Consider the following 20,104-nt stretch of genomic DNA (forward strand, 5'->3'; position numbering starts at 1 on the left):
GGCGACATCACCGACGTGATCGCGGCCTGGAAGGGCGAGGGCCGCCCCGGCGGGCGCCGCGAGCTGCTGCTGCGCCTGGCCGGCACGCCGGGCTGCTACGTGCCCGGCCTGTACGACGTCACCTACGGCGACGACGGCGGGATCACCGCCGTCGAGCCCGTCGACGAGCGCGTCCCGTCCACGGTGCAGAAGCGCACCACGGTCGAGCTCGACGACTGGCCCTACCCGAAGGCGCCGCTCGTCCCGCTCGCCGAGACCGTGCACGAGCGGGCCAGCGTCGAGATCTTCCGCGGCTGCACCCGCGGCTGCCGGTTCTGCCAGGCCGGGATGATCACCCGACCGGTGCGCGAGCGCTCGATCGAGGGCATCGGCGCCATGGTCCAGCGCGGGCTGGAGGCGACCGGGTTCGAGGAGGTCGGCCTGCTGTCGCTGTCCAGCGCCGACCACTCGGAGATCGCCGAGATCACCAAGGGCCTCGCGGACCGCTACGAGGGCACCAACACCGGCCTGTCGCTGCCGAGCACCCGCGTCGACGCGTTCAACGTCGACCTGGCGAACGAGCTGTCACGGGGTGGCCGCCGGTCCGGCCTCACGTTCGCGCCCGAGGGCGGCAGCGAGCGGTTGCGCCGGGTGATCAACAAGATGGTGTCCGAGGAGGACCTCATCCGGACGGTCGGCACGGCGTTCGCGAACGGCTGGCGGCAGGTGAAGCTGTACTTCATGTGCGGCCTGCCGACCGAGACGGACGAGGACGTGCTCCAGATCGCCGAGATGGCGAAGAACGTGATCCGCACGGGTCGCGAGGTCAGCGGCCGCAAGGACATCCGCTGCACCATCTCCATCGGCGGGTTCGTGCCCAAGCCGCACACGCCGTTCCAGTGGGCGCCGCAGTGCGACCCGGACACCGTGGACAGCAGGCTGGCGAAGCTCCGGGCCGCGATCAACTCCGACCGCAGCCTGGGCCGCAACATCGGCATGCGCTACCACGACGGCAAGCCGTCGCTGATCGAAGGACTCCTGTCGCGCGGCGACCGCCGCATCGGCAGGGTCATCGAGCGCGTGTGGCGCGAGGGCGGCCGGTTCGACGGCTGGTCCGAGCACTTCTCCTACTACCGCTGGGTCAACGCGGCCGAGGCGGAGCTGCCCGCGTTCGGCGTCGACCTCGCCTGGTTCACCACGCGTGAGCGCGAGGAGCTGGAAGTCCTGCCCTGGGACCACCTGGACTCGGGCCTGGACAAGGAGTGGCTCTGGGCCGACTGGCAGGACGCGCTGGACGAGCGGGAGCAGGACGACTGCCGCTGGACGCCGTGCTTCGACTGCGGCGTCTGCCCCGCGATGGGCACCGACATCGAGGTCGGGCCGACGGGGCGCACCCTGCTGCCGCTGACGCCCGTCGGTGGAGGGTCCCCGGTGCGCAACCCGGCCCTCACCACACTGACCGATTAGGACACCGGACCGGTAGCGCGGGAAAGCCCTGGCGCGCCGCCGGTATCGGTTGTCCGGCCACTGTGGACGGACGTGGTCCGGTCGCTCACTCGACGACGCGGGTCATCTTGATGGCGCGCGTCGGGCACGCGTGCGCCGCGGCCTCGACCAGCGGCGTCTGCGAGGCCTCGGGGTTCTTCGCGTACCGCAGGCGCCCGTCCTCCAGCAGCCTGAACACCTTCGGCGCCTGGGACGAGCAGATCCCGTAGTGGTGGCACCGCTGGTGGTCGACGCTGACGGCGATCTTGTCCTTCACCTCGGTGCGGATGGTCGCCGACTTCGGGTCGCGCGGGTCCACGACGGGTGCGGGCTCCTCCGGCGCGGGGGAGTGGTCCACGACCACGTGGGGTGTGTCCACCAGACCGATGCGCGCGAGGTGCTCGGGCGGCAGGAAGCGCAGGATCGTCAGCGTGATCGCGGGCGCGAGCAGGGTGATCCCGCCCAGCCACAGCGTGGACACCGAGCCGTTGGCCGCCGCGCCGAGCCACGAGTGCATGGCGACGAGCCACACGCCCACGTAGGAGAAGCGGTGGAAGTCGACCCACTGCGAGGTCTCCAGGACGCGGTGCAGGCCCGCGGTGATCGCCACGGCGATCATCAGCTCCAGCCCGACGATGCCGAGCGCGTGCCTGGCGAGGCCGCCGTCGACGAACGGCAGGACCACCTGGAGGAAACCGAGGCCGCCCGAGTCGAGCAGCAGGAACGCCAGCCCGTGCGTCAGGCCGGTGGCGAGCGTGAAGGTGGCCAGCACGATGTGCCCACCGCGCAGTGCCTGTCTGCCCGTCAACCGGTGGACCCAGCCGGTGGCCGTGAGCACGCCCCAGCACAGCGTCAGGCACATCGCGACGTAGGCCATTCGCGCGGACAGCGCGGAGACGGCGCGGACGCCCGCGTCGTACGAGGTGGCCGCTACAACCGTTTGCACGATGTGAGCGTTCATAACATTCCCCCGACAAGGTCTAGATCGTTTTAGCGTGCGGCCCGATAAGTACTACGAACCGGCGTCGGAGTGGTTCGATCAAGTAGTCTATCCTGCCAGTGACCTGCATCACAGTACTCTTGCGTAACTCCCTTCGAACTCCCGCTCTAGCCCCTAGAACTCTGTCGATGTCTTTCCGAAAGATACTGTACCGAAGTTTTTATCAGAGATTTGGATTGCCATCTAGCGTGCCGTACGATCCTGTTGTATCAATTAGATCGCAGGTGTGCTTCCGGTCGCCGAATGGAGACTGGGGCGCTCCATCCGCCGCTGGGACTCCGGGAGGTTGGTTTCTCCATGAATGCGCTGGGTGGAGCCTTGGTGGACCCTCGTCGGCCCGTCGGGAACGGCACCTCCGACAAGCGTGCCGAAGAGCTGGTCACCGAGCTCTACGGCGAGTTCAGGGGAGCGTTGTTCGCACACGTCCTCGGGCTCACCGGACATGATCGTCAATGGACCGAAGACGTCGTCCAGGAGACCTTGATCAGGGCGTGGCAGAACTCCGAAACGCTGGTTCGGGACCCGCGGATGCTGCGGGGATGGCTACTGACAGTCGCCCGCCGGATCGTGATCGACGGCTGGCGCACGCGGCAGGCCAGGCCGCAGGAGGTGGAGTTGACCTCGCCGGACAGCATGGAGGCTCCGGACGAAACGGATCAGGCCCTCTCACTCATGGTAATCACGCAGGTGATCGGCAAGCTGGGCGAGGAACACCGGGCCGCGATCTACGAAACGTACGTGCGCGGTCGGACGATCAAAGAGGCGGCACTCGCCCTGGGGATTCCCGAGGGCACGGTGAAGTCCCGCCTGTACAAGGCCATGCAGATTCTTCGCGGCGCTTTGCGCGAGCGAAGCTGACACAGGGGGGCGGGCCGATGTCGACACATTCCGACGTCGCCGCGTACATGCTCGGCGTCCTCGACGAGGGCGCCGAGCTCGCATTTAACGACCATCTGGTCGACTGTGTCCGTTGCCAGCGGGAACTCGTCGAATTCCAGGCAATTCCGCACATTCTCACGCGGGCCGAGCAATTCGGACTGTTGGCACGGCGAATTCCAGCCCCGAGCGATTCGGGCGGACGGCGGTTCGAGGACCGCGGTGTGCCGGTTCGGGGCGTGCTGCTCGTCGTGGCGAGCCTGCTGCTCATGGCCGTGGTGGCGGCGCTGACCACGTCCGCACCGGTCAGCTCCGGAACGCTCCCGGCCGACAACCACCTCTCGCACGCCTCGTCGGTGTCGCGGTCGTGGGTCTGACCCACCGCCCGATCGCGCCGTACCGCCGATCGGCCTACAACGTCCTGGCGCCAAGTCTCGCTCACCGGGACGGCCACGTCTCTACGGTGGGTACCGAAGGAAATTCAGATCAGTCCCGGCGCGGGCTCTCGGTACCGAAGGACGACCGGACCACCCGGTCTGGACACATGCCATACGGTGGTGCTCCCCGCTCCCACGGCCTCGCGCGCCCCCTGCCGGGCGCCGCAGATCGGAGCCCCGAGTGACATCTCCGGTGCCCGCATGGGTGGTCCACAGACCCGTGCTCGTCCCCGCGGCGCAGACGACGTGCCTCGGCCGCGAAGCCGAACTGCGCACCATGCGAGCCCTGCTCACGAAGGTGGCCGTCGGCCGGTCGGCGATCGTCACGATGACCGGGGAACTCGGCGTCGGGAAGTCGGTGCTGTTCGACGCCACCGCGGAACTCGCCAGGAGCATGGGGTTCACCGTCGCCGTCGGGCACGGGGCCCGGCTGGAGACCCACCTCGACGGCGGTGTCATCCGCCAGCTCGCCGACGACCTGGACGGCGAGGACGTCGACCTCCGCCCCGACCGCGTCTCGTCGCTGGAGGCGTTCTACCGGCTCGTCCGCCGGGCCGCGGAGAAGCGGCCGGTCCTCATCATCGTGGACGACATCCACGTCAGCGACATCTGGTCGATGCGGTCCATGGCCTACATCCGCCGCCGGACCACCGACCAGCCCGTGCTCATCATGCTCGGCTCCACCACCGGCCACCCGCCCGCGGGCGAGGTGTCGCTCCAGGAGCTGACCGGGTGCAGCGCCGAGACGGTCGTCCTCGAAGGACTCGACGTCCGCGGCGTCACCGAACTGCTCAAGGCGAACACCGCCGCTCCCGTCCACGCCGACCTCGCCGCCGCCTGCTTCGACGTCAGCAAGGGCAACCCGTACCTGCTGCACTCCATGCTCGGCGCGCTGCGCGCCCGCTTCGGCGGCGAGATCGGCGCGGTCACCCCGGCCGAGGTCCGCGAGCTGGCCGCCCCCGACATCGGCGAGCAGCTCCGCGTCCGCCTGCGACCGCTGCCCGGCTGCGCCGAACTCGTGCGCGCGGTGGCGGTCCTGGGCGACGAGGCCACCGTGGACATGGTCGCCGCGATGTCCGGAGTGGACTACTCCCAAGCGCTGCGCGGCCTGGACGCGTTGGTGCGCTTGAGGATCCTCTGCAACAGCCACACGGTGTCCTTTCGCCACCCGTTCGTCCGCAACGCCGTCCTGCGCGACCTGCCGGTCGCCACGCGCGCCGCCGACCACGCCCGCGCCGCGACGCTGCTCGCCGACGCCGACGCGCCGGACGTGCAGGTCGCCGCCCACCTGCTCCAGGCGCGCGGCATCCGCGTCACCTGGGGGCTGGACGTGCTCCGCCGCGCCGCCCGCGACGCCGCCCACAACGGCGACCTCGACCACGCGCTCGCCCTCCTCGAACGCGTGCTGGACGAACCGCTCACCCCCGACGAGCGCCTGGCCGTGCAGCTCGAACTCGTCCACGTCGAGTTCCTCGGCGACTCGGCCAAGGGCATGGCCCGGCTGCGCGAGGCGCTGGCGCACGCCGACGACGTCCGCTCCGCGGTGGGCCAGGCCGTGACCATGCTGCTGCGCGCGTGCACCGCCCACGAGGCCCGGCTCGCCCTCTCCATCGGCCTCCAGGTGCAGTCCCGGCTCAGCTCCCAGGAGAAGGACGAGCTGTGGGAGCTGCGCGCGATGTGCTACCTCGCGGCGGCGGGCAACGACCTCGGCCTCGCGCTGCGCGCCAGCCTGTTCACCGACGAGCTGGAGTCGGAGAAGCCCGACGCCCCCCGGCTCCGCCAGCTCCACTCGGTGATCATGTCCCTCGGTCACGCGCTGCGCGGCGACTCGGCGCTGGAGGCCGTCCGGTACGCCGACGAGGCGCTCGCGGGCGACCGCATGGACGTGTTCGTCCAGCCGTTCGTGTTCACCCTGTCGACGTGCTTCCTGGTCGACGCGCCCGAGCTGTCGGACAAGTTCCGCCGCATGATCGGCAGCACCTCCGAGCCCCACGACTTCCACCTGCGCAAGGGCACCGTCGTGTCGCTGGCGCACGGCATGGACTTCCTCGCGGCGGGTGAGCTGATCAGGGCCAAGACGTTCCTCAAGTGGCAGATGCGGCTCTTCGAGGAGCTGGGCGCCGTCCAGGACTGCCCCATGGCGATCCTCTGCGCCGCCCGCCTCACCGAGGTGCTGGTCGACCTCGGACGCGCCGACGAGGCCCGCGACCTGCTCGCCCGCAGCGGCTTCGCCGGTGAGCTGCCCGAGCTGTTCCAGCACAACCTGGTGCTCTACTCGCGCGGCAAGCTCAAGCACGCGACCGGCGACCACGAGGGCGCCCTCGCCGACCTGCTGGAGTGCTGCCGAAGGCTGGAGGCCTCAGCCGTCGACAGCCCCGCCGTGATCCCGTGGCGAGCGCTGGCCGTCCGCGTCCACCTGGCGCTCGGGCAGCGCGAGCCGGCCGCCGCTCTGGCCAAGGAGGACCACGAGATGGCCCGGCAGTGGGGCACGCCCAGGTCGATGGGCACCGCCCTGCTGTCCATCGGTCTGAGCGCCGACGACGAGGAGGCCGCCACGAGGGCGCTGCTGAAGGCCACCGAGTTCCTGGCCGAGTCGACCGGCAAGCTCCAGCTCGCCGAGGCGTTCTTCGAACTCGGCGCCCAGCTCCGCAGGCGCGGCCAGCCCGAGCGGGCCATCCCGTACCTGCGCCGGGCCGTCGAGCTGAGCGCCAAGTGCGAATCGCAGCCCCTCATCCGCCTGGCGGGCGACGAGCTGCGCGCGTGCGAGCCGGTCACCGCGGAGGGCACGGTCCACGGCCTCACCAAGCAGGAGACCCGCGTGGCGGGCATGGCGGCCCAGGGCCTGACCAACCGCCAGATAGCCGAGGCCCTCTTCCTCACCCGCCGAACCGTCGAGCTGCACCTGTCCGGCGCCTACCGCAAGCTCGGCATCACCGGCCGCACCGACCTGCCGGAAGCCCTCAGCCAGCACCGCACGCCCCCACCCGCCTGACGGCCGGGAACCCGCACGCCTAGTGGCCCTACGTCGGCACGCACCCGCCTGCCTGACGGCCGGGAACCCGCACGCCTAGCGGCCCGACGTCCGCACGCCCCCGTGCACCTGACTGCCCGGGCGATCCCCGCTCGGCGCGGCCCTACTCGGTGACGGCGGCCAGCGCGTCGACCAGCCCGTGCCCGTAGAAGCCGTTGTACTCCGAGTACCCCGTGCAGTAGGCGTCCTGCGCGCCGGTCCCGTTCAGGTCGTAGTCGGCCGGGCACGGCAGCGTCTCGGCCTGCGTGTTCAGCATCCGGCTCAGCTGCGGCGCCGTCGCCTCCGGGTGCACGGACGCCAGCAGCGCCGCCACCCCGGACACGTGCGGCGTGGCCATGGACGTCCCGCACGAGTAGTCGTACCCGGCGGGCACGGTCGACAGCACGCAGCCGTCGACGGCGTCGTCCGGCACCTGCTTCCGGTCGCCGCCCGGACCCGTCAGGTCCACCGCGCCGAGCCCGTAGGAGCTGTACCCGGTCTTCACCCGGTTCGCGCCCACGGACGACACCGCCACCACCGACCGCAGCTGCGCGGGCAGCACCAGGCACGTGTTGTCCAGCGCCCTCGGCTTCACGTCCTCCGCGTTGGTCGGGCTCTGGGCGTCGCTGCCGGGCTTGCTCAGGTCCGACCCGCCGTTGCCCGCCGCGGCCACGGTCAGCACGCCGCTGTCGGACGAGTAGTCGACCGCCCGCCGCACCGCCTCGTACACGACGCCCTGCCCGACCTGGTTCTGGCAGGTGAACACCCACGGGTCGATGAAGTAGCTGTTGTTGGTGATCGTCATGCCGTGCACGGCGGCCCACATGAACCCGCACACCGCGTACTCGGGGTAGATGTACCCGTCGTCGTCCACGACCTTCACCGACGCGATCCGCACCCCCGGCGCCACGCCGGTCGTGCCGCGCCCGTCGTCGGCCGCGGCGATCGTGCCCGCCACGTGCGTGCCGTGCGCCGACGTCGTCGGCGACCACGCCGCGACCGAGGTGTCGGCCCTGCCCCCGTTCGAGCAGCCCGCCGACAGGCCAGGGTCCAGCGCCCCGACGAGGTCGGGGTGGCTCGGGTCGATCCCGGAGTCCAGCACGCCGACGACCACGTCCCGGCTGCCGTTGTTGATCGCGTGCGCCTCGGCGGCCCTGATCAGGTCCATGTCCCACTGCTCGACCGTCCGGTCGACGGCCCCGCCGCGCGACGCCTTGGCCATCCCGGTCTCGTCGACCTTCTTCCGCACGACGGCGCCGGTCCGCTTGGAGATCGCCTCGGCCTGCGCGCTGTACGCGCGTTCCGCGCCCATCCGCCGCCCGAACGACGGGTCCGGCGAGGTCGCGACGGCGACGGAGATCTGCGGGTAGTACACGGTCGACGTGCCGCACGAGGCCGCGATCTCGGCCTCGGCGAGGGGTTGGCTCGTGCCCTGCTCGAAGACGACGAGGTACCGCAGCGTCGGGCCCGGTTGCACGCAGCTCGCGATCGGCGTCGAGGCCAGCTCGGGTTGCGCGGACGCGGCGGCTGACGCCACCGTGCTCCCACTTGCGAGCAGGACTGCGCTGACCGCGACCGCTCGGGCGCGGCGGAGCAGAGGCACGGGGGACCTCCATCGCTGGGCAGACGTGTTCGACGGCGCCGGGTGACCGTTGTAGGCGGACGGTAACGACGTGCGCGGAACCAGACAACCTCAACGGTCGGAACCTCTCCACGGTACCGTCCCCCGGAGTAGCAGCCTGGGCCGTTGGGGTGCTGATCACCCGGACGGCACACCTTGAGGAGCACGAACTGAGCCGCCAGCAGCAGCCCAACAACCCGTCCGCAGCGGCGGTGCAGAAGCTCCGCCTGTGCTACGCCAAGCGCGGCAGGCTGCGCTTCACCTCGCACCGCGACGTGGCGCGCAGCTTCGAGCGCGCGCTCCGCCGGGCGGGCGTGCCGATGGCGTACTCGCAGGGCTTCAGCCCCCGGCCGAAGGTGTCGTGGATCGGCGCCTCGCCGACCGGGGTGGCCAGCGAGGCCGAATACGTCGAGGTCCAGGTCGTGCGGCCGCTGGACGTCGAGGTTCTGCGGGCCGCGCTGGACGAGGCGCTGCCGCCGGGCCTCGACGTGCTGGAGGTCGTCGTCTCGTCCGGCGGGAACCTCACCGAGCGCATCGAGGCGAGCGAGTGGCGGATCGAGCTGGACGGCGTGTCGCCTGCGGAACTGCGGACTGCCGTAGCGGCGCTGCTCGCGGCTGGATCGGTCGAGGTGGAGCGCGCGACCAAGGACGGGAAGAGGATCATCGACGTCCGCCCGGCCGTGGTGTCGGCGCTGGTGGAGGACCAATCGAGCGACGCAGGCCACGATGCGCCTGATTTGTCACGACCGTGTGGGATACTCGTGACGGTCGTACGGCAGACAACACCTACCGTTCGACCCGATGACGTGCTGAGCGCGCTCCGCGTCGTCGCCGACCTGATTCCGCCGGTGCCCGCGAAGGCGACCCGGATGGCGCAGGGACGGCTCGACGACGATGGTGGACTGGTTGACCCGTTAGCCCAGGACAGGGCGGCGGGGTCCGAGCCGGTGGCCGGGGAGCAGGAGCGCCGCTAAGGGTGTCTTCGTTTAGGGACCTGCAGGCTGTGCGCCCGAGCTCGAAGAGCGCGGATACCGGTCGGCGAAGGCAAGGATTCCCGCCGCCAGCCGCGGCGGAGAGTGGACTAGAGAGGCCCCTGCGCGGCCGCGTCTTCGAGTAGACGCGCCCGGGGGCGGAGGAGCTGCATGTCGAACACGGACAAGCCTGCCGGTAACCCCGGCGGGGATAACGTCACATCCGCACACCCGGAACTGGTCGATCTACCGGCCAAGCTCCGCGTGCACGCGCTGGCGAAGCTGCTGGGGGCCAGCAGCAAGGACGTCGTGGCCGCTCTCGCCGATCTGGGCGAGACGGTGCGCGGGGTCCAGTCCAGCGTCAGCAGGGACGTCGCGCTGAAGGTCGCCGAGAGCCTCCTCGACTGGGACGACGTCGTCTCCGGCGAGGTGGACGTCGAGGTGCACGAGGAGCCCGCGATCCCCGCGCGCCAGGTCAGGGACCTGGCCGCGCTCACCCCGCTGTTCGCGCCGCCGTCCGCGGTGTTCATGGCGCCCGCCGCGCCCGCCCAGGCCGAGGAGCCCGCGCCCAAGCGGGGCCGCGGCCGGGTGAAGCCGGTGGTCGTCGAGGAGCCCGCGGAGCAGTACGACGAGGACGCGGAGCTGGAGGCGGACGCCGACCAGAACGACGCCGACGACGACCAGTCCGGCGAGGACAGCGACAGCCGTCGCCGTCGTCGCCGCGGCCGTCGCGGCCGTGGTCGCGGCAAGGGCGCCGAGGACAGCGGCGAGGAGAACGAGGGCTCCGAGGAGCCCGAGGAGGAGGACGCCGAGGCGTCCGCCGACCAGGACGATCAGGGCTCCGACGAGGGCACGGACGGCGGCAGCCGCCGTCGGCGTCGCCGCCGTCGCCGCAAGACCGGTGCCGAGGACGAGCCCGCGATCACCGAGGACGACCCGCCGAACACGGTCGTGCACGTCCGCGAGGTGCGGGAGTCCCGCGACGCGCGCGACGACAAGGCCGACTCCGAGGCCGCGCAGAGCGAGGTGCGCAGCATCCGGGGCTCGACCCGCCTGGAGGCCAAGCGCCAGCGCCGCCGGGACGGCCGTGAAGCGGGCCGCCGCCGCGTGCCGGTGCTGTCGGAGGCCGAGTTCCTGGCCCGCCGCGAGGCCGTCGAACGCACGATGGTCGTCCGCGAGCGCGGCGACCGCACCCAGATCGGTGTCCTGGAGGACGGTGTCCTCGTGGAGCACTTCGTGACCTCGTCCGGCACCGGTTCGCTGGTCGGCAACGTCTACCTCGGCCGGGTGCAGAACGTGCTCCCGAGCATGGAGGCCGCGTTCATCGACATCGGCCGGGGCCGCAACGCCGTGCTGTACGCCGGTGAGGTCGACTGGGACGCCGCCGGCCTCGAGGGCAAGTCCCGCAAGATCGAGCAGGCGCTCTCCAGCGGCGACAGCGTGCTGGTCCAGGTCACGAAGGACCCGGTCGGCCACAAGGGCGCCCGCCTGACCACCCAGATCAGCCTGCCCGGCCGCTTCCTGGTGTACGTGCCCGGCGGCGGCGCGACCGGCATCAGCCGCAAGCTGCCGGACAACGAGCGCAAGCGCCTCAAGGACATCCTCAAGCGCGTCGTCCCCGAGGACGCCGGTGTCATCATCCGCACCGCGTCCGAGGGCATCGCCGAGGAGGAGCTGGGCCGCGACGTCACCCGCCTCCAGGCGCAGTGGCAGGTCATCAAGGACAAGGCCGCGACCCCCAAGGCGCAGGCCCCGCAGCTGCTGTACGAAGAGCCCGACCTGCTGGTCAAGGTCGTCCGGGACCTGTTCACCGAGGACTTCTCCGCGCTGATCGTCCAGGGCGCGGACGCCTGGGAGACCATCGACGGGTACGTCCGCCACGTGGCGCCGGACCTCCAGGACCGGCTGCGCAAGCACATCGGCCAGACGGACGCGTTCGTCGAGCACCGCATCGACGAGCAGCTGCTCAAGGCGCTCGACCGCAAGGTCTGGCTGCCGTCGGGCGGCTACCTGGTCATCGACCGCACCGAGGCGATGACGGTCATCGACGTCAACACGGGCAAGTTCACCGGATCGGGTGGCAACCTCGAGGAGACGGTGACGCGCAACAACCTGGAGTCGGCGGAGGAGATCGTCCGCCAGCTCCGGCTGCGCGACATCGGCGGCATCATCGTCATCGACTTCATCGACATGGTGCTCGAGTCGAACCGCGACCTGGTGCTGCGCCGCCTCACCGAGTGCCTCGGCCGCGACCGCACCCGTCACCAGGTCGCCGAGGTCACCTCGCTCGGCCTGGTGCAGATGACCCGCAAGCGGGTCGGCACCGGTCTGCTGGAGGCGTTCAGCACCACGTGCGAGCACTGCCGCGGCCGTGGCGTCGTGGTGTCGACCGACCCCGTGCACGCGCACGGTGGAGCCCCGGCGTCGGCCCCCTCCGCTCCCCAGCAGCAGCAGTCGCAGCAGCAGCCGAGCCGCAAGTCCCGGCAGCGCAACCGCGGCGGCGGCGAGTCGGCGGAGCAGGTCGAGACCACGCCGGTCGAGGCCGAGCCCGCGGTGGCCGAGGTCGTCGAGACCGCGCCCGCCGCACCGTCCACTCCGGACGTGCCTGTGGTGGAACCCGTCGTGGACACCAGTGAAGCGGCGGTGCTGCTCGACCAGGACGCGCAGGCTGGTCAGGACGGCGCCAAGCGCGACCGCCGCGACCGCAACCGGGAGCGCCGCCGTGCGCGCCGGGACGCGGGTGCGGCGAAGCAGGTCCAGGAGCCCGTAGGTGATGCTCCTGAGACTGTCGTGGCGGCTGTTGTCGAGGCTCCAGCGGCTGTCGAACCGGTTGAGGCTCCTCCGGTGGCGCAACCGGCCCCGGCTCAGGCGTCTGGTGAGCAGGTGGCGCCGCAACCGGCTCTGAACGGCCACGTCCCCGAGCAGGTCGAGCAGGCGCCGCCCACCGTGGTGGCTCCTCGTCGGCGGACGTCGCGTCGTGCGGCGACCCGTCCCGCGGGCCCGCCCGTCGGTGTGACCGAAGGCTGAGAGCGCTAGTCGTCGAGGGGCCCGTGCCGAACCGGTACGGGCCCCTCGCTTTGTGTGGCGTCGAGCACGTCCACAGGCCGGTGACGGGGGCGCCCAGCGCTCCGCGAAGGCCGTTCGGCGCGTCTCGTTTTCCGTTGCTGACCAGGGAGAACGGGTCGCGCGGACCCCAGTTTGACCTCGCCGCACACGGCCACGTAACCTGGTACACGGCCCGCCGTCCGGTGGGCCCTGTCGTGTGTAGCCCGGCGACTCTGATTCACGTAATGGTGATTCACGAAAGCCTGGGCGCGCACGGCCCCGTCACCGTCGAGTAGCAGGAGACTTCCGTCCTGATGTACGCGATCGTCAAGACTGGCGGCAAGCAGTACAAGGTGGCTGTCGGCGACGTCGTCGAGGTCGAGAAGCTCGAGGGCGCCCCGGGCACTGAGTTCACTTTCCCGGCGCTACTCGTCGTGGACGGCACTGACGTCACCGCAGACGCTGAGGCCCTCGGGAAGATCTCGGTGACCGGCAAGGTCGTCGAGCAGACCAAGGGTCCCAAGATCCGCATCCACAAGTTCAAGAACAAGACCGGCTACCACAAGCGGCAGGGTCACCGTCAGAAGCTGACCCGCGTCGAGGTTACCGGCATCACCGGTAAGTGAGGACCTGACTAGCCATGGCACACAAAAAGGGCGCATCCAGCTCCCGTAACGGCCGCGACTCCAACGCTCAGTACCTGGGCGTCAAGCGGTTCGGTGGTCAGGTCGTCAAGGCCGGCGAAATCCTGATCCGCCAGCGCGGCACCAAGTTCCACCCCGGCGTGAACGTCGGCCGCGGCAAGGACGACACGCTGTTCGCCCTCGCCCCCGGCGCGGTCGAGTTCGGCTCGAAGCGCGGTCGCAAGACCGTCAACATCGTGCCGGTCGAGGCCAAGGTCGCCGCGTAGTTCGACCTGATTTCCCCGAGCGCCGTGTGTCCGCCAACGCGGACCCACGGCGCTCGGCGTTTGTCCCCTTCTTCGTTGATCCTTTGGAAGTGAGTTCCCGTGTCCCGGTTCGTCGACCGAGTGGTTATCCACGTCGCCGCTGGCGAGGGTGGCAACGGTTGCGCGTCGGTGCACCGGGAGAAGTTCAAGCCGCTGGGCGGTCCCGACGGCGGTAACGGCGGCAAGGGCGGCGACGTCGTCCTGGTGGTCGACTCCAACGTGCACACGCTGCTGGACTTCCACTTCCGCCCCAACGCCTCCGCCACGAACGGCAAGCAGGGCCAGGGCGCGAACCGCGACGGCGCGAACGGCGAGAACCTCGAACTGCGCGTGCCGGACGGCACCGTGGTCCTGACCGAGGACGGCAAGGTCGTCGCCGACCTCGTCGGCGAGGGCACCCGGATGATCGCCGCGCGCGGCGGTCGTGGTGGCCTCGGCAACGCCCAGCTCGCGTCCAAGGCCCGCAAGGCGCCCGGTTTCGCGCTGCTGGGTGAGCCCGGCGAGCGCGGCGACTTCGTCCTCGAACTGAAGTCCGTCGCCGACGTCGGCCTGCTCGGCTTCCCCTCCGCGGGCAAGTCGTCGCTGATCTCGGTCCTCTCCGAGGCCAAGCCGAAGATCGCCGACTACCCGTTCACCACCCTGGTCCCGAACCTCGGCGTGATCACCGCGGGCGCGACCGTCTTCACGATGGCCGACGTGCCCGGTCTGATCCCCGGCGCCAGCGAGGGCAAGGGCCTCGGCCTGGACTTCCTGCGCCACATCGAGCGCTGCGCGGTCCTCGTGCACGTCGTCGACTGCGCGACGTTCGAATCGGGCCGCGACCCGCTGTCGGACATCGACGCGCTCGAAGAGGAGCTCGCGAAGTACACCCCGTCGCTGGGCGGCGACCTCACGGACCGCCCGCGCCTGGTGGTACTCAACAAGATCGACGTGCCCGAGGCCCGTGAACTCGCGGAACTGGTGCGCCCGGACATCGAGGCCCGCGGCCTCCAGGTGCTGGAGATCTCGACCGCGACCCGCGAAGGCCTGCGCGAGCTGACGTTCGCGCTCGGCGCGGTCGTCGAGCAGTACCGCGCGACCAAGCCGAAGCAGGAGTCGACCCGCATCGTGCTGCGGCCGACCGCCGTCGACGACGAGGGCTTCACCGTCCACGACGACCCGGAGACCGAGGGCGGGTTCATCGTCAAGGGCGACCGCCCCGAGCGCTGGATCCGGCAGACGGACTTCTCCAACGACGAGGCCGTCGGCTACCTCGCGGACCGCCTCGCCCGCATGGGCGTGGAAGAGGTGCTGGTCAAGCGCGGTGCCGTGCCCGGAGCCCAGGTCACCATCGGCGACCTGGTGTTCGACTGGGAGCCGACGACGCCCGCGGGCATCGCGATGACCATGACCGGCCGCGGCACCGACCTGCGGCTGGAGAGCAACGACCGGATCGGCGCGCACGAGCGCAAGGCGCTCAAGAAGGCGCGCCGCCTGCCCGGTGTGTACGACGAGGACGACTTCGAGGAGTGATGATCGGCGGCGCGGAGGTCTCGTTGGCCCGCAAGGCGGTGGCTTCGGCCACCAGGGTTGTCGTGAAGGTCGGGTCCTCCTCGTTGACGACAGCCGAGGGCGGGCTCGACCCGGCCAGGCTGGACGCCCTCGTGGACGCGCTGGCCGCTCGCCGCGCCGCGGGCAGCCAGATCGTGCTGGTCTCCTCCGGTGCCATCGCCGCCGGCCTGGCTCCGCTGGGTCTGACCCGCCGCCCGAAGGACCTCGCGACCCAGCAGGCCGCCGCCAGCGTCGGCCAACTCGCCCTGGCCCACGCGTACGGCAACTCCTTCGGCCGCTACTCCCTGACGGTCGGCCAAGTCCTGCTCACCGCCGACGACGTGGTCCGGCGCTCGCACTACCGCAATGCCCAGCGCACCTTCTCCCGCCTGCTGGCCCTCGGCGTCGTGCCCGTGGTGAACGAGAACGACACCGTTGCCACCGAGGAGATCCGCTTCGGCGACAACGACCGCCTGGCGGCCCTCGTGGCCCACCTCGTCGGCGCCGACGCGCTGTTCCTGCTGTCCGACGTGGACGCCCTGTACGACGGCGACCCCCGCCTGGCCGACGCCCGCCGAGTCACTGAGGTGGGCGGCCCGGACGACGTAGACGGCGTCCGCGCAGGCACCGGCGGCGCCCTGGGCACCGGCGGCATGGCCTCCAAGCTCGCAGCGGCCACCCTGGCCGCCTCCGCGGGCATCCCGGTGCTGCTGGCGGGCGCAACCGACGCCGCCCGCGCTCTCGGCACCCCAACCTCCGGCACCCCAACCTCCGGGACCCCAACCCCCGGCACCCCAGCCGTCGGCACCGCCTTCGCCGCCACCGGCACCCGCCTGACCGCCCGCCGCTTCTGGCTCGGCTACGCCGCCGACGCCAACGGCACCCTGGTGCTGGACGACGGCGCCGTGGCCGCGGTCGTGAACCGCAGGCGCTCGCTCCTCGCCGCGGGCATCACCGCCGTCGAGGGCACCTTCGAGGCGGGCGACGTGGTCGAGCTGGCGAACCTCACCGGCCAGGTAGTCGCCAGGGGCGTGGTGGCCTACGACGCCGCAGAACTCCCAGCCCTCATCGGCCGCTCCAGCCACGAACTGCCAGCCGAACACCGCCGCGAGGTGGTCCACGCAGACGACCTGGTCTCCCTCCACCGCCCCTGACCCATCGCACGCCCGTGGCTTCCCAGTCCGGTCTCTGACCCACCGCACGCACGTGGCTCCCCAGTCCGGTCCCTGACCCACCGCACGCACGTAGCTCCCCAGTCCGGTCCCTGACCCACCGCACGCACCTGGCTTCCCAGTGCGGTCCCTGACCCATCACACGCATGTGGCCCCCAAGTCCGGTCCCTGGTCCGCCACAAGTTCGCGGCTCCTACGGGCTCGGCGAGGTGCTCGCCGTTTCGGCCCCGCCACAGGCTCGTGGCCCCGCCCACAGGCTCTGGGCCGCCACACCCGTGGTCTCGCCCAGAAGCTCCACCGCCGCTCGCTGCGTCCTGATCTCGCCGCACCAGGTCACTCCCGTGCGGCCATCAGGACCCTCCAGTAAGGTGAGCGAGGACTCAGGTTCAGTAGTCGTCGTCCACGAAGGGAACGCGATGCGCGCGGACGCCCAGCGCAACCGGGCACGCATCCTGGCCGCCGCCGACGAGGTCTTCGCCGCCAAGGGTGCCTCCGCGTCGACCGAGGAGGTCGCCGCCAGGGCGGGTGTGGCCATCGGCACCGTCTTCCGGCACTTCCCGACCAAGAACGACCTGCTGACCGCGCTGATGAGCGCACTCGTGCGCGAACTCGCCCAGGAGGTCGAATCCCTGGTCCGCCAAGGAGATCCGGCCACCTCGTTGTTCACGTTCTTCGCCCACCTGGTCGAGCGCGCGTCCTCGTGCCGGACCGTGGTCGACCTGCTCGGCGTCGACGTGCGGATCTCCGACCAGCTCCAACTGCTCCGCGAAGCCGTCGGCATCCTGCTCGACCAGGCGCAGGCGGCCGGGGTCGTGCGGGCGACCGTGCTGCTGGACGAGGTGATGGCACTGCTGGCGGCCACCAGTCAGGGCGCGCTGCACTCCGGCTGGGACCCCGACCTCCGCGAGCGCACCCTGGCGATCATCTTCACCGGTTTGCGCTCAGCGCAGCTCTGACCCCTTGGTCTCCGGCAGGGTCAGGATCACCAGGAACGCGATGGCCGCACCCGCCGCCACGTAGTAGAAGTACACGTCCGACAGACCCCGGCCCGCCAGCCAGGCGATCACCAGCGGAGCGGTGCCGCCGAACAGCGCGACCGTGAGGTTGTACCAGGCACCGATCCCGAGCCCGCGCAGCTCGGTCGGGAACAGCTCGCTCATCACCGCGGGCGCGATCGACGTCATCATCGTGTACAGCCCGAGCCCCACGCAGAACACGATCAGGGGTCCGGTCAGCCCCGGCTCCAGCAACGACGACAGCGGCACGACCAACACCGCCGTGGCCGCCGACCAGAACAGCAGCTGCGGCTTGCGCCCGAACCGGTCCGACAGCGCCCCCATCGGGTACTGGAGCGCGATGAACAGCACCGTCGCGATCGACAGCGCCAGGAACACGTCCACGGCGTCGACCCCGCGGTTCTTCACCGCGAACGGCGTCAGCGCGCTGAAGAACGTGTAGTAGCAGAGCGTGGAGAGCATCGTGAACCCGACCAGCCGCCCCACCGCCTTCGGGTGCTCCTTCACCGTGGTCAACAGCGGTCGGTGGACGCGCTCCGCCTTCACCTTGTTCTGCTCGAACTGCTCCGTCTCCTCCAGGCTGCGGCGCAGCCACAGCCCCAGCAACCCCAGCAGGCCGCCGACCAGGAACGGGATCCGCCACCCGAACGATTCGAGCTGCGCCCGGTCCATCGTCCGCGCGAGCGTGAACCCGATGAGCGACGCGATCAGCACCGCCGTGCCCGTGGAGATGTAGAAGAACGACGAGTACCGCCCCCGGCGCTCGGGCGGCGCGATCTCCGCCAGGTAGGCCGACGCGTTCGACACCTCCCCACCGAGCGACAGCCCCTGCGCGATCCGGGCGAGCAGCAGCAGTATCGGCGCCAGCCAGCCCACCAGCTCGTAGGTGGGCAGCAGGCCGATCGCCGTCGACCCGCCCGCCATCAGCACGATCGTCAGGATCATCGCGGGTTTCCGGCCGCGCAGGTCCGCGAACCGCCCCAGCAGGTAGCCGCCGAGCGGGCGGAAGAAGAACGCCAGCGCGTAGGTGGCCAGCGTGTTGAGCAGCGCCAGCTCCGCGTTGCCGGACGGGAAGATCGCCGTCGCGAAGTAGATGCTGAACGTCGCGTAGATGGTCCAGTCGTACCACTCGATCGCGTTGCCGATGCTCGCCGCGATGAGCCTGCGGACCGGAAGCCGATGCCTCTGCTGCTCCACCTCCACCATCTCCGGACCTTCCCACATCAGCCCCCGGTTGAGTAGGGACCCGATCACCGCCCGTGCCCTCACGAAGACGCAACAACCCGGCATCAGAACTTGTACACCGAATGGCCTAGTGGGATTGTGGGCCGAACGGTGTCATCGGTTTGTCGATCATCCCCCCGACGCAGCTGGAGCAGCCATGCGCGCCACTTCTGAGGCCGTCCGTCACCTGGTCAGAGCCGCGGGAGCGATCGCCGTGGTGGCGACCGCCGCCGCGGTCTTCGCCGGAGGCGCTTCAGCGGCCTCCCCGGCCGGGCAGCCGGGTGACAACAACGCCACCACGTGCCAGCAGGCCAGTCTGCCGGGGGAGACGATCGCTCCCGCTCAGGTCGTGTTCTCGATCTCTGGCAACAAGTACATCACCGTGACCAGCACCGGTGCCTACGTCGTCACCGCCGTCGTGGTCAAGGGCGGCCCCGCTTACAACACGTACCTCGCCTCCGACCTCGGGCCGCTGCCGTGGGTGGACCTGCACGCGCCGATCAACGCCAGCGGCAAACCCGCCGACATCAGCCACTGGTTCCTGTGCGGCACCACCACCACGACCACCACGACGACGACCACCACCACGACCACCACGACCGGAACGACCACGACGACGTCCGGTTCGACGACGACCACGGCCGGTTCCACGACCACGCCCGGCTCGACGACCACGACCACCGGGACCAGCACGCCCACGACCGCGACGACCGCCACCACGACGACCGCGCCCGCCGTCACGACGACCACCGCGCCCGTGCTGGCCGTCCGCGGCAACGACAACCTGGCCAGCACCGGTTTTGGCTCGCTGTGGCTGCTGTTCCTCGGCGGTGGCCTCCTTCTCGTGGGCATCGCCTTCGTGGCGGTGCCGAAGCTGCGCAACCTCCTGCGCCGCTGATGGTCGGTGGCGGAGGAGGGAACCTGTGGTTCCCCCTCCTCCGTCACCCCATCGGGTGCCGGTCCGCGGCGCGGCGGCGTTCGTGTCCGCCTTCCGGTGTCGGCTACCCCTTCATCACGTGGTGGCCTGAGGCGTCCGCACTCACCGGGCCTCCGCCTCCCACCGATGTGGCACCCCGACAGGGCTCGGTCGCCAGTGCTCCGCGCCACCTCACCGGCTGACCGAGAGCCACTCCTCGAAGTGGTTCGCCACGACGTCGGTCAACCCACCGACGCTGAGACTCCCGTCGACCTCGATCACCCGCAGTCCGTGCCGCCGCGCGTTCTCCACGACCTCGCGCGCCAGCAGCCTGTCCCGTTCCACCCGGTTCGCCTGTGCTCGAACCGGGTCGCTCACCTTCGCCGTGATCCGCCCCGCCCTCGGCAGTTCACGCAGCTGCCGCTGCCGGAACGTCTCCGTCGGCACCAGGAACACCGCCTGGCTGGGCGATGCCAGCAGCGGCGCCACCAGTTCCGGCCGCAGCCCCCACCCCTCGGCGATGATCGGCCGACTGCTGGACAGCCCCCGCAGGTCGTCCAGGACCATCCCGAACCGCTCGACGAAGCTGTGCCTGCTGTTCTCGGCCAACTCCTCCGGGGTCAACCGCACCCACGCCCGGTCCGGGTCGTGCGCGCCCAGCACCTGCCACGCGTGCCGGTACGGGTACCGGTCGGCGTGTGCCAGCGCACGGTCGGCGTGGCCTCTGCTGTCGTGGAAGTCGTAGTGGTACGCGGTCAGCCCGTGACGTCGGGACAGGAGCCAGGCGACGGTCGACTTCCCCGCCCACTGCGCTCCGCCGATCCACAGGACAGTGCTCAACCCACCTGAAGGTCCCCACCTCATGGTGACGAG

Annotated in this window: 16 protein-coding genes; 12 read left to right on the forward strand and 4 right to left on the reverse strand. The window is 70.8% G+C overall.

The genetic code is table 11. The features are described 5' to 3' along the window. Positions 1–1,446: TIGR03960 family B12-binding radical SAM protein (locus AC156L_RS17425; RefSeq protein ID WP_484407024.1), on the forward strand; the 1,446-nt coding region annotated here is incomplete at its 5' end. Positions 1,447–1,531: 85 nt separating this feature from the next. On the opposite strand, the gene AC156L_RS17430 is transcribed toward AC156L_RS17425, so the two are convergent. After that, the gene (locus AC156L_RS17430) at positions 1,532–2,410 is read right to left on the reverse strand and encodes a ferredoxin (protein WP_330878719.1); all 879 of its coding nucleotides are present in this window, start codon (positions 2,408–2,410) and stop codon (positions 1,532–1,534) included. A 351-nt stretch (positions 2,411–2,761) separates the two neighbouring features. Between AC156L_RS17430 and AC156L_RS17435 the strand changes: the two genes are divergently transcribed. The 3 genes from AC156L_RS17435 (at position 2,762) to AC156L_RS17445 (ending at position 6,769) form a co-directional block, all read left to right on the forward strand. Further along, on the forward strand, positions 2,762–3,322 hold the full coding sequence (locus AC156L_RS17435; protein ID WP_330878720.1) for a sigma-70 family RNA polymerase sigma factor: 561 nt from the start codon (positions 2,762–2,764) through the stop codon (positions 3,320–3,322). A gap of 17 nt (positions 3,323–3,339) precedes the next feature. After that, positions 3,340–3,717, forward strand: a complete 378-nt coding sequence (locus AC156L_RS17440; RefSeq protein WP_330878721.1) for a hypothetical protein — start codon at positions 3,340–3,342, stop codon at positions 3,715–3,717. 265 nt (positions 3,718–3,982) lie between these two features. After that, a complete protein-coding gene (locus AC156L_RS17445) occupies positions 3,983–6,769 on the forward strand; it encodes a LuxR C-terminal-related transcriptional regulator (protein ID WP_330878722.1) in 2,787 nt (928 codons plus the stop codon). Between the two features lie 142 nt (positions 6,770–6,911). Here AC156L_RS17445 and AC156L_RS17450 read toward each other — a convergent pair whose 3' ends face one another. Next, positions 6,912–8,324, reverse strand: a complete 1,413-nt coding sequence (locus AC156L_RS17450) for a S8 family peptidase (protein ID WP_330878723.1) — start codon at positions 8,322–8,324, stop codon at positions 6,912–6,914. Positions 8,325–8,620: 296 nt separating this feature from the next. On the opposite strand from AC156L_RS17450, the gene AC156L_RS17455 reads away from it, so the two are divergent. From AC156L_RS17455 to AC156L_RS17485, 7 genes are all read left to right on the forward strand, one after another. Continuing rightward, positions 8,621–9,382, forward strand: a complete 762-nt coding sequence (locus tag AC156L_RS17455; protein ID WP_330878728.1) for a TIGR03936 family radical SAM-associated protein — start codon at positions 8,621–8,623, stop codon at positions 9,380–9,382. Positions 9,383–9,550: 168 nt separating this feature from the next. Continuing rightward, positions 9,551–12,406 (forward strand): translation initiation factor IF-2 N-terminal domain-containing protein, encoded by a 2,856-nt coding sequence (locus AC156L_RS17460; RefSeq protein ID WP_330878724.1) that lies wholly within the window; start codon positions 9,551–9,553, stop codon positions 12,404–12,406. A 332-nt stretch (positions 12,407–12,738) separates the two neighbouring features. After that, on the forward strand, positions 12,739–13,050 hold the full coding sequence (rplU, locus tag AC156L_RS17465; RefSeq protein WP_259621775.1) for a 50S ribosomal protein L21: 312 nt from the start codon (positions 12,739–12,741) through the stop codon (positions 13,048–13,050). Between the two features lie 14 nt (positions 13,051–13,064). Further along, entirely contained in the window at positions 13,065–13,334 is a 270-nt protein-coding gene (gene rpmA, locus AC156L_RS17470; protein ID WP_315923019.1) for a 50S ribosomal protein L27, read from the forward strand. Positions 13,335–13,433: 99 nt separating this feature from the next. Beyond that, a complete protein-coding gene (obgE, locus tag AC156L_RS17475) occupies positions 13,434–14,885 on the forward strand; it encodes a GTPase ObgE (protein ID WP_330881599.1) in 1,452 nt (483 codons plus the stop codon). Further along, the gene (gene proB / locus AC156L_RS17480; protein ID WP_330881601.1) at positions 14,885–16,057 is read left to right on the forward strand and encodes a glutamate 5-kinase; all 1,173 of its coding nucleotides are present in this window, start codon (positions 14,885–14,887) and stop codon (positions 16,055–16,057) included. Before obgE ends, proB begins: the two co-directional genes overlap by 1 nt. A gap of 434 nt (positions 16,058–16,491) precedes the next feature. Next, positions 16,492–17,031, forward strand: a complete 540-nt coding sequence (locus AC156L_RS17485) for a TetR/AcrR family transcriptional regulator (RefSeq protein ID WP_330881603.1) — start codon at positions 16,492–16,494, stop codon at positions 17,029–17,031. On the opposite strand, the gene AC156L_RS17490 is transcribed toward AC156L_RS17485, so the two are convergent. Continuing rightward, entirely contained in the window at positions 17,017–18,297 is a 1,281-nt protein-coding gene (locus tag AC156L_RS17490; RefSeq protein WP_330881605.1) for an MFS transporter, read from the reverse strand. The two genes, AC156L_RS17485 and AC156L_RS17490, sit on opposite strands and share 15 nt — an antisense overlap. Positions 18,298–18,472: 175 nt before the next feature. On the opposite strand from AC156L_RS17490, the gene AC156L_RS17495 reads away from it, so the two are divergent. After that, on the forward strand, positions 18,473–19,213 hold the full coding sequence (locus AC156L_RS17495; RefSeq protein WP_330881607.1) for a hypothetical protein: 741 nt from the start codon (positions 18,473–18,475) through the stop codon (positions 19,211–19,213). 210 nt (positions 19,214–19,423) lie between these two features. Here AC156L_RS17495 and AC156L_RS17500 read toward each other — a convergent pair whose 3' ends face one another. Continuing rightward, on the reverse strand, positions 19,424–20,071 hold the full coding sequence (locus AC156L_RS17500; RefSeq protein WP_330881609.1) for a hypothetical protein: 648 nt from the start codon (positions 20,069–20,071) through the stop codon (positions 19,424–19,426). Positions 20,072–20,104 lie beyond the last annotated feature (33 nt).

This window comes from Umezawaea sp. (assembly GCF_057122925.1).

Excerpts from the sequence above, each read along its gene's own strand:
- AC156L_RS17440 (WP_330878721.1), top strand. The coding sequence starts at position 3,340 with ATGTCGACACATTCCGACGTCGCCGCGTACATGCTCGGCGTCCTCGAC.
- AC156L_RS17485 (WP_330881603.1), top strand. The coding sequence starts at position 16,492 with ATGCGCGCGGACGCCCAGCGCAACCGGGCACGCATCCTGGCCGCCGCC.
- AC156L_RS17490 (WP_330881605.1), bottom strand. The coding sequence starts at position 18,297 with ATGGTGGAGGTGGAGCAGCAGAGGCATCGGCTTCCGGTCCGCAGGCTC.
- proB (WP_330881601.1), top strand. The coding sequence starts at position 14,885 with ATGATCGGCGGCGCGGAGGTCTCGTTGGCCCGCAAGGCGGTGGCTTCG.
- rpmA (WP_315923019.1), top strand. The coding sequence starts at position 13,065 with ATGGCACACAAAAAGGGCGCATCCAGCTCCCGTAACGGCCGCGACTCC.
- AC156L_RS17460 (WP_330878724.1), top strand. The coding sequence starts at position 9,551 with ATGTCGAACACGGACAAGCCTGCCGGTAACCCCGGCGGGGATAACGTC.
- AC156L_RS17435 (WP_330878720.1), top strand. The coding sequence starts at position 2,762 with ATGAATGCGCTGGGTGGAGCCTTGGTGGACCCTCGTCGGCCCGTCGGG.
- rplU (WP_259621775.1), top strand. The coding sequence starts at position 12,739 with ATGTACGCGATCGTCAAGACTGGCGGCAAGCAGTACAAGGTGGCTGTC.
- AC156L_RS17495 (WP_330881607.1), top strand. The coding sequence starts at position 18,473 with ATGCGCGCCACTTCTGAGGCCGTCCGTCACCTGGTCAGAGCCGCGGGA.